This is a genomic window from Serratia sp. Ae19-1, from assembly GCF_059801225.1.
This window is the reverse complement of the sequence record NZ_JBCHWD010000002.1, coordinates 215,985-230,221: the sequence shown is the minus strand read 5'-3', so window position 1 is coordinate 230,221 and position 14,237 is coordinate 215,985. Positions and strand designations below refer to the sequence as shown.

Here is a 14,237-nt window from a genome sequence, read left to right as displayed (position 1 = left end):
ATTTCTGCGCTACAATGGGGGCCTGTTAACAGTTTGTATCGTCTGGCGCGCCGTACCGGCTGCGGTCCAGGCGAGGAGTAAAACAATGTCTGGCATCAGGGATTCCATCCTGCCGCCGCTGGAGTGGCTGTCCGAACAGGATCCTCCGGCGCCCGCCGCCGTCAGCGACTGGCTGATGGAGTTAGGCTCCATGACCCGCCGATTTGAACGCCATTGCGCCCAGGTGCGCGTCGAACCGCAGCGCGAATGCTTCGTCACGCGCGAAGCGCTGGGCGACGAGGCGAACCACTTGCCCGACAGCCCGCGCTACTGGCTGCGCGAAGTGGTGCTGCTGGGCGACGGCCAGCCCTGGCTGTTGGGGCGCACGGTGATCCCGGAAAATACGCTGACCGGCCCCGATCAGGCATTGGTGGATCTGGGCACGCTGCCGCTCGGGCGCTATCTGTTCAGCAGCGGCGATCTGACCCGTGACTATATTCATATCGGCCGGCAGGACGCGCTCTGGGCGCGCCGTTCGCGGCTGCGGTTGGCGGGCAAGCCGCTGTTGCTGACCGAACTGTTTTTACCGGCTTCACCGCTGTATTCAGCGGTTCCCGCATGAGAGAGGAGAGCAAGACCTTGGAGGGAAGCGTGACTCAAAGTAAATGGCGGGCTTACAGCCATTTGATGCGCATTGATAAACCGATCGGCACGCTGCTGCTGCTGTGGCCGACGCTGTGGGCGCTGTGGCTGGCCGGGAAAGGCGTGCCGTCGCTGTCGATTCTGGTGGTGTTCGTGCTCGGCGTGTTCCTGATGCGCGCCGCCGGCTGCGTGGTGAATGACTACGCCGATCGCGCGGTGGACGGCTACGTGAAGCGCACTGCCGGGCGGCCGATGCCGAGCGGCCGGGTGAGCGCGAAAGAGGCCAAGGTGCTGTTCGTGGTGCTGGTGCTGATCTCGTTCTGCCTGGTGCTGACGCTGAACGCGATGACCATCTGGCTGTCGCTGGCGGCGCTGGCGTTGGCTTGGGTGTATCCGTTCATGAAGCGGGTGACCAACCTGCCGCAGTTTGTGCTGGGCGCCGCGTTCGGCTGGGGCATTCCGATGGGCTATGCGGCGGTCAGCGAATCGCTGCCGCTCAGCTGCTGGCTGCTGCTGCTGGCCAACATCTGCTGGACGGTGGCCTACGACACGCTGTATGCGATGGTCGATCGCGATGACGACCTCAAGATCGGCATCAAGTCCACCGCTATCCTGTTCGGCCGTTATGACAAACTGATCGTCGGGCTGCTGCAGTTCGCGACGCTGTTGCTGCTGGCGTGGGTCGGGTATCTGGCGCAGCTCGGCGGGGCGTTTTACTGGTCGCTGCTGCTGGCGGGCGCGTTGTTTATTCACCAGCAGAAGCAGATCGCCGGGCGTGAGCGCGACGCCTGCTTCAAAGCCTTCCTGCAGAACAACTATGTCGGGCTGGTGGTGTTTATCGGCATCGCGTTGAGTTATCTGCCGGGGTAACGGTTCCCCAAAGCAAGAAAAAAGGCACCCCATGGGGTGCCTTTTGTTTTTCCGCGCCGGGCGAAATCACTCGTCTTGCTCTTCTTCCGCGTCGGCTTGCGGCAGGTCGTTGGTCTCCGCCGGCATATTGACGCTTTCGATGGTCAGCTTGATTTCCGGCGTGATCAGATCGCTCAGCATATTGTACACCTCGAGGGTGTGCTCGCGGATCGCGTCGCCGCTGTCGTTGATATAGCCTTCTTCACGCAGCGTTGCCACCAGGGTAGAGAACACCGCCTTGTCGAAGAACTCTGGCGCATTGATGCCATGCAGTACCGACAGGCGCTGCGCCATGATGCGGCTCTCTTTCTCCAGCGCGCCGCGGTTGATGCTCGGGTTGGCGCTGAGGATCGACATGGTGATGGCGTAGCGCTGCAGGGTTTCGCGCACCCCGGCGGCCAGCAACTGCAGCGGGCGAATGCGCGCCGGGTTCAGCACCAGCTCGTCGCCTTTGTCGCAGATCAGCTGTTGGCGGATCAGCTCGTCGATCATCGGCCGGAGCACCTCCGGCAGCTGTTCCTTGTCGTTGTGCAGGAACAGCTCGGCCTTCAGCATCGGGTAGATCATGCCGATCTGGCGCAGCAGCTCGGCGCGCGATACCCGGCGGTGATGCATCACGATGCTGGCGATCAACGACGGCAACACCAACAAGTGGTGGATGTTGTTGCGGTAATAGGTCATCAGCACCGCCTGCTCGCGCGGCAGAATGATGATGTCGCCGATGCTGTCCTTCTCCACCTCGAACTTGTTCATGTTCAGCGCGTGATCCAGCAGCTCGTCCGGCGTTTGCGTCGGCACGGTGACGTCACGCGCGTAAGGCGCGTTGCGCATCAGCTGCAGGTAGCACTCGAGCTGTTCAATCAGCTGTTCGCGGGTCAGCGAACGCTGGCGCGAGGCCAGCAGCGCGGTGGAACACAGGTTCATGGCGTTGGCCGCGGCGGCGTTGTTGATGCGCACCATGATCTGGCCGGCCAGATCGTTGACCGTCGGCGTCAGCCAGCTTGGGCGCTGGGCTTCGATCGGATCGATCGACTCGCGCCACTGCGGCACGTGCTGGTTGAGGTAAGCCGTCAGCGGCAATGGCTCGCCGAAGTTGACGTAACCCTGGCCCAGATTGCGCAGCTTGCGCAGGCCGCGCACCATCTGCGGCAGGCTCTCTTTTTCCTTGGTGGCGCCGCGCAGCTCTTTGGCGTAGGTGCCCACTTCCATCACGTGCTCGTAACCGATGTAGATCGGCACCAGCGTGATCGGACGGGCGCCGCCGCGCAGCATCGCCTGGATGGTCATCGACAGGGTGCCGGTCTTCGGCTCCAGCAGACGCCCGGTGCGGGAACGGCCGCCTTCCACGAAGTATTCCACCGAGTAGCCGCGGGTGAACAGCTCGCCGAGGTATTCGCGGAACACCGTCGAGTAGAGCTTGTTGCCCTTGAAGGTGCGGCGGATGAAGAACGCGCCCAGACGGCGGAAGATCGGGCCGGCCGGCCAGAAGTTGAGGTTGATGCCCGCGGCGATGTGCGGCGGCACCAGGCCCTGGTGATACAGCACGTACGACAACAGCAGGTAGTCCATGTGGCTGCGGTGGCAGGGCACATAGACGATCTCGTGCCCGTCCTGCGCCAGCTGGCGCACGCGCTCGGCGTTGGTGACGTTGATACCCTGATACAGCCGGTTCCAGGTCCAGCTCAACACGCGATCGGACAGACGCACGGTTTCGTAAGAGAAGTCGGCGGCGATCTCTTCCATCAGCGCGATGGCGTTCTGCTGGGCTTTCTCGTGCGAGATCTTCTTGCTGCGCGCTTCGTCCTCGACCGCTTTTTCGATCGCCTTTGACGCCAGCAGCTTGTTGAACAGATCCTGACGGGCCGGCAGGCTTGGGCCTACTGCGGCCAGGCGCTGACGCGAGAAGTGCATGCGCGCCACGCGCGCCAGTTTCTGCGCGATGGTTTTATCCGTGCCGTGCTCGGTGGCCATGCGGCGCAGCGAAACGGTGTTGGAGAAACGCACGAAGCTATCGCGGCCGAGCCACAGCACGGCGAAGAATTTCTGCACGCCATTCAACAGACGCAGGTGCGGCGTGCCGTGGCCTTCGCGGCCCGGCGAGCGGCCGAACATCACCGAAACCGGCAGCATCTGGATGTCGAGATCCGGATTGCTGCGATGCAGATCCAGATAGTCGTGGAACAGTTTTACCGACTCTTCTTTCGGGGTGTAATAGCGGAACACGCGCGGGCCGTCGTGAATGAACACGTAGCTCGGCAGCACGGTGCCGTCGATCTCCAGCGAGTCGAGCGGATCGGGCAGATCCTGCGCCAGGCACTGGGTGCGCAGCGTCAGCAAATCCGCCTTGGAATTGTAAGGCAAAACATACAAAATCGGCCGTGAGGGATCCAACCCTAGCTCGGTAACCGGATCTGATGGGATGACCTTACTTCTCACCAACAATTTAAGTGGTAAATTCAATAGTTTATAATAAATTTTACGCCAACCTGACATAACAACGTGAAGCCTCTTGTTAGCAATGCGCCGCAAGCATACCAGAAACCGGGTAGCAGATCTGTGGTGTTCGAAAACCGAGAGCCGTCAGCGCGGACTGTTCTAGACTCTTTTTATTATGACCGACCTCTGAGAAAGGCACGAAAACATGGCAAACCAAGCAACCGGATTGACCCGCATCATCAAGGCCGCCGGCTATTCCTATAAAGGGCTTTCCGCCGCCTGGCAACACGAGGCGGCGTTCCGCCAGGAGCTGGTGGCGGCCGTCCTGGCTATCATACTGGCTGTGTGGCTGGATGTGGGTGCGATAGCGCGCATTTTATTGATCGGATCGGTCGCGCTGGTGATGATCGTCGAGATCCTGAACAGCGCGATCGAGGCGGTGGTGGATCGCATCGGCAGCGAACATCACGAGCTGTCCGGCCGGGCCAAGGACATGGGATCGGCGGCGGTGTCGCTGGCGATCGTGCTGGCGCTGTTCGTTTGGGGCACGGTCTTATGGCAGCATTTCGGCTGACGAAAGGCGCCTACTGACTGATTTTTATTTATTCTTCGGTTCCCAATCCGCGCTTACCTGTATATACTCACAGCAAGACTGTATAAACAAACAGGGGGCGGAATGAAAGCACTAACTACCAGACAGCAAGAGGTCTACGATCTGATTCGCGATCATATTTCGCAAACGGGCATGCCGCCAACGCGTGCCGAGATCGCGATGCGTCTGGGGTTCCGCTCGCCTAACGCCGCCGAAGAACATCTGAAGGCGCTGGCGCGCAAAGGGGTGATTGAAATCGTCTCCGGCGCGTCGCGCGGCATCCGCCTGCTGATGGAAGAAGAGGAAGGCCTGCCGCTGATCGGCCGCGTCGCCGCCGGCGAGCCGCTGCTGGCGCAGCAGCACATCGAAGGGCACTACCAGGTGGATCCTTCCCTGTTTAAACCGAGCGCAGACTTCCTGCTGCGGGTGAACGGCATGTCGATGCGCGACATCGGCATCCTGGATGGCGATCTGCTGGCGGTGCACAAAACGCAAGACGTGCGCAACGGCCAGGTTGTGGTGGCGCGCATCGAAGACGAAGTGACGGTCAAACGCTTGAAAAAACACGGCAACGTGGTTGAGCTGCTGCCGGAGAACAACGAATTCCAACCGATCGTGGTCGATCTGCGTCAGCAGAATTTCACTATCGAAGGGCTGGCGGTTGGCGTGATCCGCAACGGCGACTGGATTTAAACGCCGCGCCATCCGTACCGCTCCCTGTATCAATCGCCCCTGTTCTGGGGCGTTTTTGTTTCTGACTTTGCCCTTCGCCACTGTTACGGGAACATCTCATCATGCGTTTGATTTCCGCCTTCACCAGCGACACCGATAAAGCCCTGTGGCGCCTGGCATTGCCGATGATTTTCTCCAATATCACCGTGCCGCTGCTCGGACTGGTGGACACTGCGGTGATCGGCCACCTCGACAGCCCCATTTATCTGGGGGGCGTGGCGATCGGTGCGGTGGCGACCAGCTTCCTGTTCATGCTGCTGCTGTTCCTGCGCATGAGCACGACCGGCCTGGCGGCACAGGCGCTGGGGGCGCAGAACCCCCAGGCGCTGGCGCGCGCGTTTATGCAACCGCTGCTGCTGGCGCTGTTGGCCGGGGTGGCGATCGTCCTGCTGCGCTACCCGCTGATCGAACTGGCGCTGCAGATCGTCGGCGGCAATGCCGACGTGCTGGAACAGGCGCGGCGTTTTCTTGAGATCCGCTGGCTGAGCGCTCCGGCGGCGCTGGCCAATCTGGTGCTGCTGGGCTGGTTGCTCGGCGTGCAGTATGTGCGTGCGCCGGTGATCCTGCTGATCGTCGGCAACCTGCTGAACATTGTGCTGGATATCTGGCTGGTGATGGGCCTGGGCTGGAACGTGCGGGGAGCGGCGGCGGCGACCGCCATCGCCGAATACGCCACGTTGCTGCTCGGCCTGTGGCTGGCGTGGCGGGTGATGCGCCTGCGCGGCATCACCTTGCCGATGCTGTGTGAGGCTTGGCGGGGCGATCTGCGCCGCCTGCTGGCGCTCAACCGCGACATCATGTTGCGCTCATTGTTGCTGCAACTGTGTTTTGCGTCGCTGACCATCTTCGGCGCTCGCTTGGGGAGCGATGTCGTGGCGGTCAACGCGGTATTGATGAATCTGCTGACGTTCACCGCTTATGCGCTCGACGGCTTCGCTTATGCGGTGGAGGCCCATTCGGGCCACGCCTACGGCGCTCGGGACGACAGCCAGCTGCGCAAGGTGTGGCACGCGGCCTGTCGGCAGGCGGGGCTGGTCGCGTTGGCCTTTGGCCTGACCTATGCCGTCATCGGCCAGCAGATCGTGGCGGCGTTGACCTCTTTGCCGGAGCTGCGTGCGTTAGCCGCCCACTATTTACCTTGGCAGGTCATCCTGCCGCTGGTCGGCGTGTGGTGCTATTTGCTGGACGGCATGTTTATCGGCGCCACGCGCGGCGCCGAGATGCGCAACAGCATGGCGGTGGCCGCGGCGGGATATGGTATTGCGCTGTTCAGCGTGCCGCTGCTCGGTAACCATGGGCTCTGGCTGGCGTTGGCGGTGTTTTTGGCGCTGCGCGGCCTGGCGTTGGGCTGGATCTGGCACCGTCACCAGCTGCGTGGCAGTTGGTTTACTGCACGCTAGTCCAGAAACTTTGTCAGGTAATAAATTAGATTTTTTTATGCTTTTATTCATGTTTACTTACATGTTTTCGGTCCGGGCCTGTTCACGTTAGCTTCTTGTTTGTTGGCGTTTTTTGTTTTTATTTTATTTATTAATGGTTTTTTATACTGGTTTTTTTGTTTTAATTTCTTTGTTTGACTAGAATTAGTCTTGTGGCTGGCGAATGAATGGGCGTGATTACCCTTAAGGTGAGGGCGTAATCAGCCAGAAATATTTCTGGTTAACCCCGGCCGGTTACAGGGATCGCTGATTCACCACAGGTTAACGGAGAGACTATGAATAAAGATCAAGCCGACGGTAACTGGAAGCAGCTTAAAGGCAAAGTGAAGGAAAAATGGGGCAAGCTGACTGATGACGATCTGACGGTCATCGAAGGGAAACGCGAACAGCTGGTCGGTAAAATTCAGGAACGCTACGGTTATCAGAAAGAGGCGGCCGAGAAAGAGGTGAAAGCCTGGGAAGATCACACCAAACACCGCTGGTAATTTGCAGGGCCGCCATTGAAGGCGGCACGCACAGCGCAGGCCGGCGTCGCCCCATCCTCTGGCGTCCCGGCCGCAGGTACAAGGAAGTACCTGACTTCGTATTGCTTACTTCTTCTTGATGGCGATGCTGTGATCGTGTTCGGCGCAGTCATGCTTGCTGTCGCAAGCCTCAACCTCCACGCAGGCGGCACACAGACCGTGCGCCTCCACCACGCTGTGCCGCAGCGCAAATCCGGCCTCCTGCGCCAGCTTCTGCAGCGTTTCTTCTACGCCCTCGGTAGTGCGTTCGGTCACCTGGCCGCAGCGATCGCAGATAAACAGCGCGGACGTATGCATCGGTTGTTCGAAGTGATGGCATAGCACGTAGCTGTTGGCGGACTCCACCCTATGGATAAAACCTTGCTCCAGCAGAAAATCCAGCGCGCGGTAAACCGTCGGCGGCTTGGCCTGCGGTTCGGCGACGCGCAGCAGATCGAGCAGGTCGTAAGCGCTGATTGCACCGGGTTGCTGAGTCATCAGACGCAGCACTTCCAGCCGTTGCGGCGTCAATCGCACATTGCGTTGCTGGCAGAGGCGTTCCGCCTGCGCCAACAGCTTTTCCTGGGTGGTTGAGTTCATCGCAAATATCCCGGTACGTAAAAAAGCCGATTTTACCATGATTACGGCGAATCGCCGAGAGTTGCCCCTTTTCCCCTGAGGATAGTGCAGAGAAAGGCGCGTTGGCCGCGTTAAACGAGAGGTGCATCACAACTTTTTCCCGCAGGCGGGCGGCAAATCAACATTGCCGATTTTAGCGCTGGAGAGCGGGCGGTGAGAGCGGTATAACGCGCCTCACCCGCGTTAAAAGCTGGAGCCCCGCGTGATGACGGAAAGAGAGAAATTGTTAAGCGGCCAGGTGTACAACAGCCGCGATGAAGAACTGATCGCCATGTACCACCGGGCGAGGGCGTTGACTAAATGCCTGGGTGCGCTGGATTCGCATCAGGCGGACGAAAAAAACCGCCTGCTCGGCGAGCTGTTCGGCGCCTGGGGAGAAGCAAGCTGGATTGAAACGCCATTCTGGTGCGACTATGGGCAACATGTCCGCATCGGTAAGAACTGTTTTATCAACGTCAATGCGGTGTTCCTCGACTGCAATACCATCACCATCGGCGATAACACGCTGATCGGCCCTAACGTGCAAATCTACACGCCGAGTCATCCGCTGAAGGCCGATGAACGCTTCACCGGCGATCCGGATTTTCCTTTCCGCACCTCGGCGCAGCCGGTGTCCATCGGCAACAACGTATGGATCGGCGGCAACGTGGTGATCCTGCCGGGGGTGACCATCGGTGACGGCACCACCATCGGCGCGGGCAGCGTAGTGACCGGCGACATCCCGGCCAACGTGCTGGCGCTGGGGCAGCCGTGCCGGGTTATCCGCGCGTTGGAATAAGTACGGTCGCTGGCCGACGGTTTATCGGCGGGAGTGGGGTAAGGGGGGCGAATGGCTTTCCTTACGGTGTTGCCGTTGTCGGTCATCGGCCAATGCCTGGCGTGCGGCCGCCAGGCGGCTCATGACGGTGCCGATCGGCACCGTCAGCACTTTCGCCGCTTCCCGGTAGGACAGCCCTTCGACATACACCAGAAACAGCGCGTTGCGCTGGGCCGCCGGCAACCGGTTTACGCGCCGCATCACTTCATTGAGCAAGACCGGTTGTTCACCGGTGTCCGCATCGCCCAGCTCTTCCGCCACCATGCAGCCTTGCCCCTGGCGAAGGAGCTGGGCGCGAACTTCATTGAGCCAAATAGAGTGCAAGATGGCAAACAGCCAGCGATCCAGATGTGAACCGGGGGTGAATTGCGCGGCGCGCTCCAGCGCACGCACGCAGGTCGCCTGCACCAGGTCGTCGGCGACATCCCGCCGGTGCGAAAGCACCAGCGCATAGCGCCACAGGCGGGAGAGATAGTGGCCGAGTTCATCGCGTATCGCATCGCCGCTGATAGTCACCTCCGCAGGCGCGTCGGATCAAGATTCCGGATGGCGGTCGATGGCTGCCGCCAAATCTCGGTACTCCTCGCACCCGGTGCCGCACAGCGACTGGATCACCTGCAGCTGTTGGCGCGCCAGGTCGGGCCGCCCTTTCAGCATATAGGCTTCACCCAGGTACTCGCGCACTTTGGGGTATTTCGGATCGAGGGCCACTGATTTTAAATAATAGCCGATACCCTCATCGGTGCGGCCAAGTTTGCGCGTGGCGTAGCCGCGATAATTCAGCGCTATGGCGGTGTTGGGATTTTTCAGCGTGTTGAGCATATCGATCGCTTCCTGATAGCGGCCGCTTTTCGCCAGTGCATAGGCATAGTTAGTGCGGTCGGCGTCGTCGACTTTGCTGCTTTTATCCACCGTGCAGGTCTGGGTTTTACTGTCGTAGACCTGGCCTTTCGGACAGGTTGGCGGGGTTTGGCCGCTACCGTCGCCGCCCATCGCCAGCGCCCCGCCGGAAAACAGCAGGCAGCCGGCAATGGCCGATGCCAGCAGGCGTTTAATGAAGCTGTTCATGGTTGTGTCCTCAAGGCAGAGGCGCCGTGCGCGCCCGTAATGAGATAACACCTGAGCGAGTGGGTTTATTCGCTTTATCCCCCACTTAATTTTTGTCGGCGACAAGGCGGTTTTCCCAACGGCGCCGATTGTCGTTATAATAGCCGTTTGCGGCCGCGCGCCGTTCGTTGAATTCAGACAGACATCAGGTAGCCAGTAACTCAGCATGACGAAAGACAACCACGCCCCAACCTACGCCGCCAATCGTTTCTCCATCGCGCCAATGCTCGACTGGACCGATCGTCATTGCCGTTACTTCCACCGCCTGCTGACCAAGGAAACGCTGCTGTACACCGAGATGGTGACCACCGGCGCGATCATCCACGGCAAGGGCGACTATCTGGCCTACAGCGAAGAAGAACATCCGGTGGCGCTGCAGCTGGGCGGCAGCGATCCGGCCGCGCTGGCGCACTGCGCCAAACTGGCGGAGCAGCGCGGTTACGATGAAATTAACCTCAACGTCGGCTGTCCGTCCGATCGCGTGCAAAACGGCATGTTCGGCGCCTGTTTAATGGGCCAGGCGACGCTGGTCGCCGACTGCATCAAGGCGATGCGCGACGTGGTGTCGATCCCGGTGACGGTGAAGACCCGCATCGGCATCGACGATCAGGACAGCTATGCCTTCCTGTGCGACTTTATTCAGACCGTCGCCGGGCGCGGCGAGTGCGACATGTTCACCATTCACGCCCGCAAAGCCTGGCTCTCCGGCCTCAGCCCAAAAGAAAACCGCGAAGTGCCGCCGCTGGACTACCCGCGCGTCTATCAGCTGAAGCGGGATTTCCCGGCGCTGACCATCGCTATCAACGGCGGGGTGAAAACGCTGGAAGAGGCGCAGCAGCACCTGCAGCATCTGGACGGCGTGATGATGGGGCGCGAGGCGTACCAGAATCCGGGGATTCTGGCGCGGGTCGACAGCGAACTGTTTGGCGCGCAAACCGCGGTGCCGGACAGCGTGGCGATCGTCGAAGCGCTGTATCCGTATATCGAGCGCGAGCTGTCCAACGGCACCTACCTCGGCCACATCACTCGCCACATCCTCGGTTTGTTCCAGGGCGTGCCGGGTGCGCGTCAGTGGCGCCGCCATCTGAGCGAGAACGCCCATAAACCGGGCGCCGATGCGCGGGTGGTGGAGCAGGCGCTGGCGCTGGTGCGCCAGCCGCGGGTCGAAATGGCGTAATTAACAAAAAACTTCACCAATAGTTAGTCTTTTTCGCCAGGCATTTAGCGTATCACTGGATGCCTGTCTAATCATTTCAATGCGTTAGCGCTTTCGCCGTTCTGGCACGCTTCTTGTAATTCACTCTGCAGATACGTTGTATTGCAAAGGAGCAATCATGTTGGAAATCTTCTTTCTCATTGGCTTTGTGGTGATGCTGATGGTGACCGGCATCTCGCTGCTGGGGATCTTCGCCGCGCTGTTGGCGGCGGCGGCGTTCATGTTGTTGGGCGGATTGTTCGCGGTAGTGTTTAAGCTGCTGCCGTGGCTGATTTTGGCGGTGGTCGGGGTGTGGATTTACCGCTCGATGCAGAAACCTCAGATCAGACGCTACTGATTTTTTGCTGAATAATCAGTCAGTCGCGCTGAAACTTGCGCAATCGCCCGCACCGCTAATGCGGCAGCGATCACAGCTTGGCAGTTTTCCCGCGCGATGTGGCACATAAAGCGTGTTTTTTGCCGGACGGGGCTGTTAGGATATTTATCGATGCAGTGATGCGACCAATTTCATCACCGTGAGAGACAACTAAAATTCGTGTTGCTGAAGCAACCCCTGTCTCTGGCGGACTCTGCTCTACCCCTACAAAACGCAGTAACAGAAAGGGCTCCGCAAGGAGCCCTTTTCTTTGGCCGTTATCAGGGGATCAATAGGCTGGAACCGCTGGTGCTGCGGCTTTCCAGCACCTGGTGCGCGCGTTGGGCGTCGGCCAGCGCGAATTTCTGCTCGTCTTTCACTTCCACCCGAATAGCGCCGCTGCCGATCAGCGAGAACAGCTCGTTGCTGGCGTACTGCAGCTCGGCGCGGTTGGTCACGTAGCCGTTAAGGGAAGGGCGGGTGACATACAGCGAACCTTTCTGATTGAGCAGCGCCAGATCGACCCCGGTCACCGGGCCGGAGGCGTTGCCGAAGCTGACCATCAGACCGCGCCGCTTCAGGCTGTTGAGCGAGGCCTGCCAGGTGCTTTGCCCCACCGAATCGTACACCACGCCAACCTTCTCGCCGTGCGTCAGCTCGGCTACTCGCTGGGCGATATCCTCTTTGTGGTAGTTGATGGTGGCCCAGGCGCCGGCCTGCTTGGCCAGCGCGGCTTTTTCGTCGGACCCGACGCTGCCGATCAGGCGCGCGCCCAGCGCTTTGGCCCATTGGCAGGCGATAAGCCCAACCCCGCCTGCGGCGGCATGGAACAGGAACACTTCACCCGGCTGCACTTCGTGGGTCTGGCGCAGCAGATAGTGCACCGTCAACCCTTTCAAGAAAGAGGCGGCACCCTGTTCAAAGCTCAGGTTGTGCGGCAGCAGCGCCACTTTTTCTTCCGGCACGTTGTGGATTTCGCTGTAAGCGCCGAGCGACGACTGCGCATACACCACCCGGTCGCCCGGTTTGATCGCGCTGACCCCGGCGCCGACCTTGACCACCACGCCGGCCGCCTCGGTGCCGAGGCCGCTCGGCAGACTGGCCGGCGCGTATAGCCCGCTGCGCACATAGGTGTCGATGTAGTTGATGCCGATCGCCTTGTTCTCGATCTGCACTTCGCCGGCGGCCGGATCGAGCGGTGTAAAATCAACGTATTGCAAGACTTCCGGCCCGCCGGTGGCGGAGAATTGAATGCGCTTGGCCATGTCGTTACCTCGTTGGAGTGTCTGATTTCACCCTATTCTTTTTAGTCGCGGAGATCCAGTTCGCCCGTGCGGGGGCCAATACCTTTTTTGCATCGGTTATGACGCAAAAATCACGTATACTCTCGCGTCAGGATCCTTCATTCGCAACCGGATAAAGACTACGTTTCATGGCAGGAAAAAAACCAACCAACAAAACAAACGCGGACGAAACCAGAGAGCGTTCCAGAGATCGTCAGATGGAAGGGCTGAAGATGCCGCCGCACTCGCTGGAGGCCGAGCAGTCGGTGTTGGGCGGTTTGATGCTGGATAACGAGCGCTGGGACAACGTGGCGGAGCGCGTGGTCGCCAACGATTTCTTCAGCCGTCCGCACCGCCTGATCTTTACCGAGATGCAGCGTCTGCTGGAGATGAGCAAGCCTATCGACCTCATCACCCTGTCCGAATCGCTCGAGCAGAAGGGCGAGCTGGACTCGGTCGGCGGCTTCGCCTACCTGGCCGAGCTGTCGAAGAACACCCCGAGCGCCGCCAACATCGGCGCTTACGCCGACATCGTGCGCGAGCGCGCGGTGGTGCGCGAGATGATCTCGGTCGCTAACGAGATCGCCGACGCCGGCTACGATCCGCAAGGGCGCAGCAGTGAAGATCTGCTCGATCTGGCGGAGTCCCGCGTCTTCCAAATCGCCGAGAACCGCGCCAGCAAAGACGAGGGCCCGAAGGGCATCGAACGCATCCTGGAAGATACCGTGTCGCGTATCGAGCAGCTGTATCAGCAGCCGCACGACGGCGTGACCGGGGTCGATACCGGCTATCAGGACCTCAACAAGAAAACCGCGGGCATGCAAAAGTCCGATCTGATCATCGTCGCCGCCCGTCCATCGATGGGGAAAACCACCTTCGCCATGAACCTGTGCGAAAACGCCGCGATGACCCAGGAAAAACCGGTGCTGATCTTCAGCCTGGAGATGCCCGGCGAGCAGATCATGATGCGTATGCTGGCGTCGCTGTCGCGCGTGGATCAGACGCGCATCCGTACCGGCCAGCTCGACGACGAGGACTGGGCGCGCATTTCCAGCACCATGGGCATCCTGCTGGAGAAGCGCAACATGTACATCGACGACTCCTCAGGCCTGACGCCGACCGAAGTGCGCTCGCGCGCGCGGCGCATTTTCCGCGAGCACGACGGGCTTAGCCTGATCATGATCGACTACCTGCAGCTGATGCGCGTGCCGGCCTTGTCCGACAACCGTACGCTGGAAATCGCCGAGATTTCGCGCTCGCTGAAAGCGCTGGCGAAAGAGCTGCAGGTGCCGGTGGTGGCGCTGTCGCAGCTGAACCGTAGCCTGGAGCAGCGCGCCGACAAACGCCCGGTCAACTCCGACCTGCGTGAATCCGGCTCTATCGAGCAGGACGCCGACCTGATTATGTTCATCTATCGTGATGAGGTGTATCACGAGAACAGCGATCTGAAAGGGATCGCGGAAATTATTATCGGTAAGCAGCGTAACGGCCCGATCGGTACCGTGCGCCTTACCTTTAACGGCCAGTGGTCGCGTTTCGACAACTACGCGGGGCCACAATACGATGACGAATAATCAGCTAAGGAACT

15 protein-coding genes are annotated in these 14,237 nt (G+C 60.2%); 10 read left to right on the top strand and 5 right to left on the bottom strand.

Annotated features, from left to right (window positions below):
- Positions 1-85 precede the first annotated feature (85 nt).
- Together ubiC and ubiA are read left to right on the top strand one after the other, a co-directional pair.
- The gene (ubiC, locus tag AAIE04_RS06505) at positions 86-601 is read left to right on the top strand and encodes a chorismate lyase (RefSeq protein WP_063918667.1); all 516 of its coding nucleotides are present in this window, start codon (positions 86-88) and stop codon (positions 599-601) included.
- The gene (gene ubiA / locus AAIE04_RS06500) at positions 598-1,491 is read left to right on the top strand and encodes a 4-hydroxybenzoate octaprenyltransferase (RefSeq protein ID WP_074054963.1); all 894 of its coding nucleotides are present in this window, start codon (positions 598-600) and stop codon (positions 1,489-1,491) included. The genes ubiC and ubiA overlap by 4 nt, the downstream gene beginning before the upstream one ends.
- 66 nt (positions 1,492-1,557) lie before the next feature.
- Here ubiA and plsB read toward each other — a convergent pair whose 3' ends face one another.
- A complete protein-coding gene (plsB, locus tag AAIE04_RS06495; protein WP_025160137.1) occupies positions 1,558-4,023 on the bottom strand; it encodes a glycerol-3-phosphate 1-O-acyltransferase PlsB in 2,466 nt (821 codons plus the stop codon).
- Positions 4,024-4,171: 148 nt separating this feature from the next.
- On the opposite strand from plsB, the gene AAIE04_RS06490 reads away from it, so the two are divergent.
- The 4 genes from AAIE04_RS06490 to AAIE04_RS06475 all read left to right on the top strand — a co-directional run bounded on the left by AAIE04_RS06490 (position 4,172) and on the right by AAIE04_RS06475 (position 7,214).
- The gene (locus AAIE04_RS06490) at positions 4,172-4,540 is read left to right on the top strand and encodes a diacylglycerol kinase (RefSeq protein ID WP_498576691.1); all 369 of its coding nucleotides are present in this window, start codon (positions 4,172-4,174) and stop codon (positions 4,538-4,540) included.
- Positions 4,541-4,642: 102 nt separating this feature from the next.
- Positions 4,643-5,251, top strand: a complete 609-nt coding sequence (lexA, locus tag AAIE04_RS06485; RefSeq protein ID WP_025160136.1) for a transcriptional repressor LexA — start codon at positions 4,643-4,645, stop codon at positions 5,249-5,251.
- A gap of 101 nt (positions 5,252-5,352) precedes the next feature.
- Complete coding sequence (gene dinF, locus AAIE04_RS06480; RefSeq protein WP_019453221.1) at positions 5,353-6,690, top strand: MATE family efflux transporter DinF; 1,338 nt, start codon at positions 5,353-5,355, stop codon at positions 6,688-6,690.
- A gap of 314 nt (positions 6,691-7,004) precedes the next feature.
- Positions 7,005-7,214: a CsbD family protein gene (locus tag AAIE04_RS06475; protein ID WP_004936743.1), complete on the top strand. Its 210-nt coding sequence runs from the start codon at positions 7,005-7,007 to the stop codon at positions 7,212-7,214.
- Between the two features lie 105 nt (positions 7,215-7,319).
- Here the strand turns inward: AAIE04_RS06475 and zur are convergent, their stop codons facing one another.
- Positions 7,320-7,832 carry a zinc uptake transcriptional repressor Zur gene (gene zur, locus AAIE04_RS06470; protein ID WP_197667943.1) on the bottom strand — a complete coding sequence of 171 codons (513 nt, stop codon included), beginning with the start codon at positions 7,830-7,832 and terminating at the stop codon, positions 7,320-7,322.
- Between the two features lie 244 nt (positions 7,833-8,076).
- On the opposite strand from zur, the gene AAIE04_RS06465 reads away from it, so the two are divergent.
- Complete coding sequence (locus tag AAIE04_RS06465) at positions 8,077-8,649, top strand: sugar O-acetyltransferase (RefSeq protein WP_198637194.1); 573 nt, start codon at positions 8,077-8,079, stop codon at positions 8,647-8,649.
- 21 nt (positions 8,650-8,670) lie between these two features.
- Here AAIE04_RS06465 and AAIE04_RS06460 read toward each other — a convergent pair whose 3' ends face one another.
- Positions 8,671-9,204 carry an RNA polymerase sigma factor gene (locus AAIE04_RS06460; RefSeq protein WP_084799185.1) on the bottom strand — a complete coding sequence of 178 codons (534 nt, stop codon included), beginning with the start codon at positions 9,202-9,204 and terminating at the stop codon, positions 8,671-8,673.
- Positions 9,205-9,222: 18 nt separating this feature from the next.
- The gene (locus AAIE04_RS06455; protein ID WP_063918670.1) at positions 9,223-9,756 is read right to left on the bottom strand and encodes a tetratricopeptide repeat protein; all 534 of its coding nucleotides are present in this window, start codon (positions 9,754-9,756) and stop codon (positions 9,223-9,225) included.
- A gap of 205 nt (positions 9,757-9,961) precedes the next feature.
- Between AAIE04_RS06455 and dusA the strand changes: the two genes are divergently transcribed.
- Together dusA and pspG are read left to right on the top strand one after the other, a co-directional pair.
- Positions 9,962-10,972 (top strand): tRNA dihydrouridine(20/20a) synthase DusA, encoded by a 1,011-nt coding sequence (dusA, locus tag AAIE04_RS06450; RefSeq protein ID WP_019453217.1) that lies wholly within the window; start codon positions 9,962-9,964, stop codon positions 10,970-10,972.
- Positions 10,973-11,129: 157 nt separating this feature from the next.
- A complete protein-coding gene (pspG, locus tag AAIE04_RS06445) occupies positions 11,130-11,348 on the top strand; it encodes an envelope stress response protein PspG (RefSeq protein ID WP_498576690.1) in 219 nt (72 codons plus the stop codon).
- A 299-nt stretch (positions 11,349-11,647) separates the two neighbouring features.
- Here pspG and AAIE04_RS06440 read toward each other — a convergent pair whose 3' ends face one another.
- Positions 11,648-12,631, bottom strand: coding sequence for a quinone oxidoreductase (locus AAIE04_RS06440; RefSeq protein WP_019453215.1), 984 nt, complete (start codon positions 12,629-12,631; stop codon positions 11,648-11,650).
- Between the two features lie 167 nt (positions 12,632-12,798).
- On the opposite strand from AAIE04_RS06440, the gene dnaB reads away from it, so the two are divergent.
- Positions 12,799-14,223, top strand: a complete 1,425-nt coding sequence (dnaB, locus tag AAIE04_RS06435; RefSeq protein ID WP_025160134.1) for a replicative DNA helicase — start codon at positions 12,799-12,801, stop codon at positions 14,221-14,223.
- Positions 14,224-14,237: the final 14 nt, after the last annotated feature.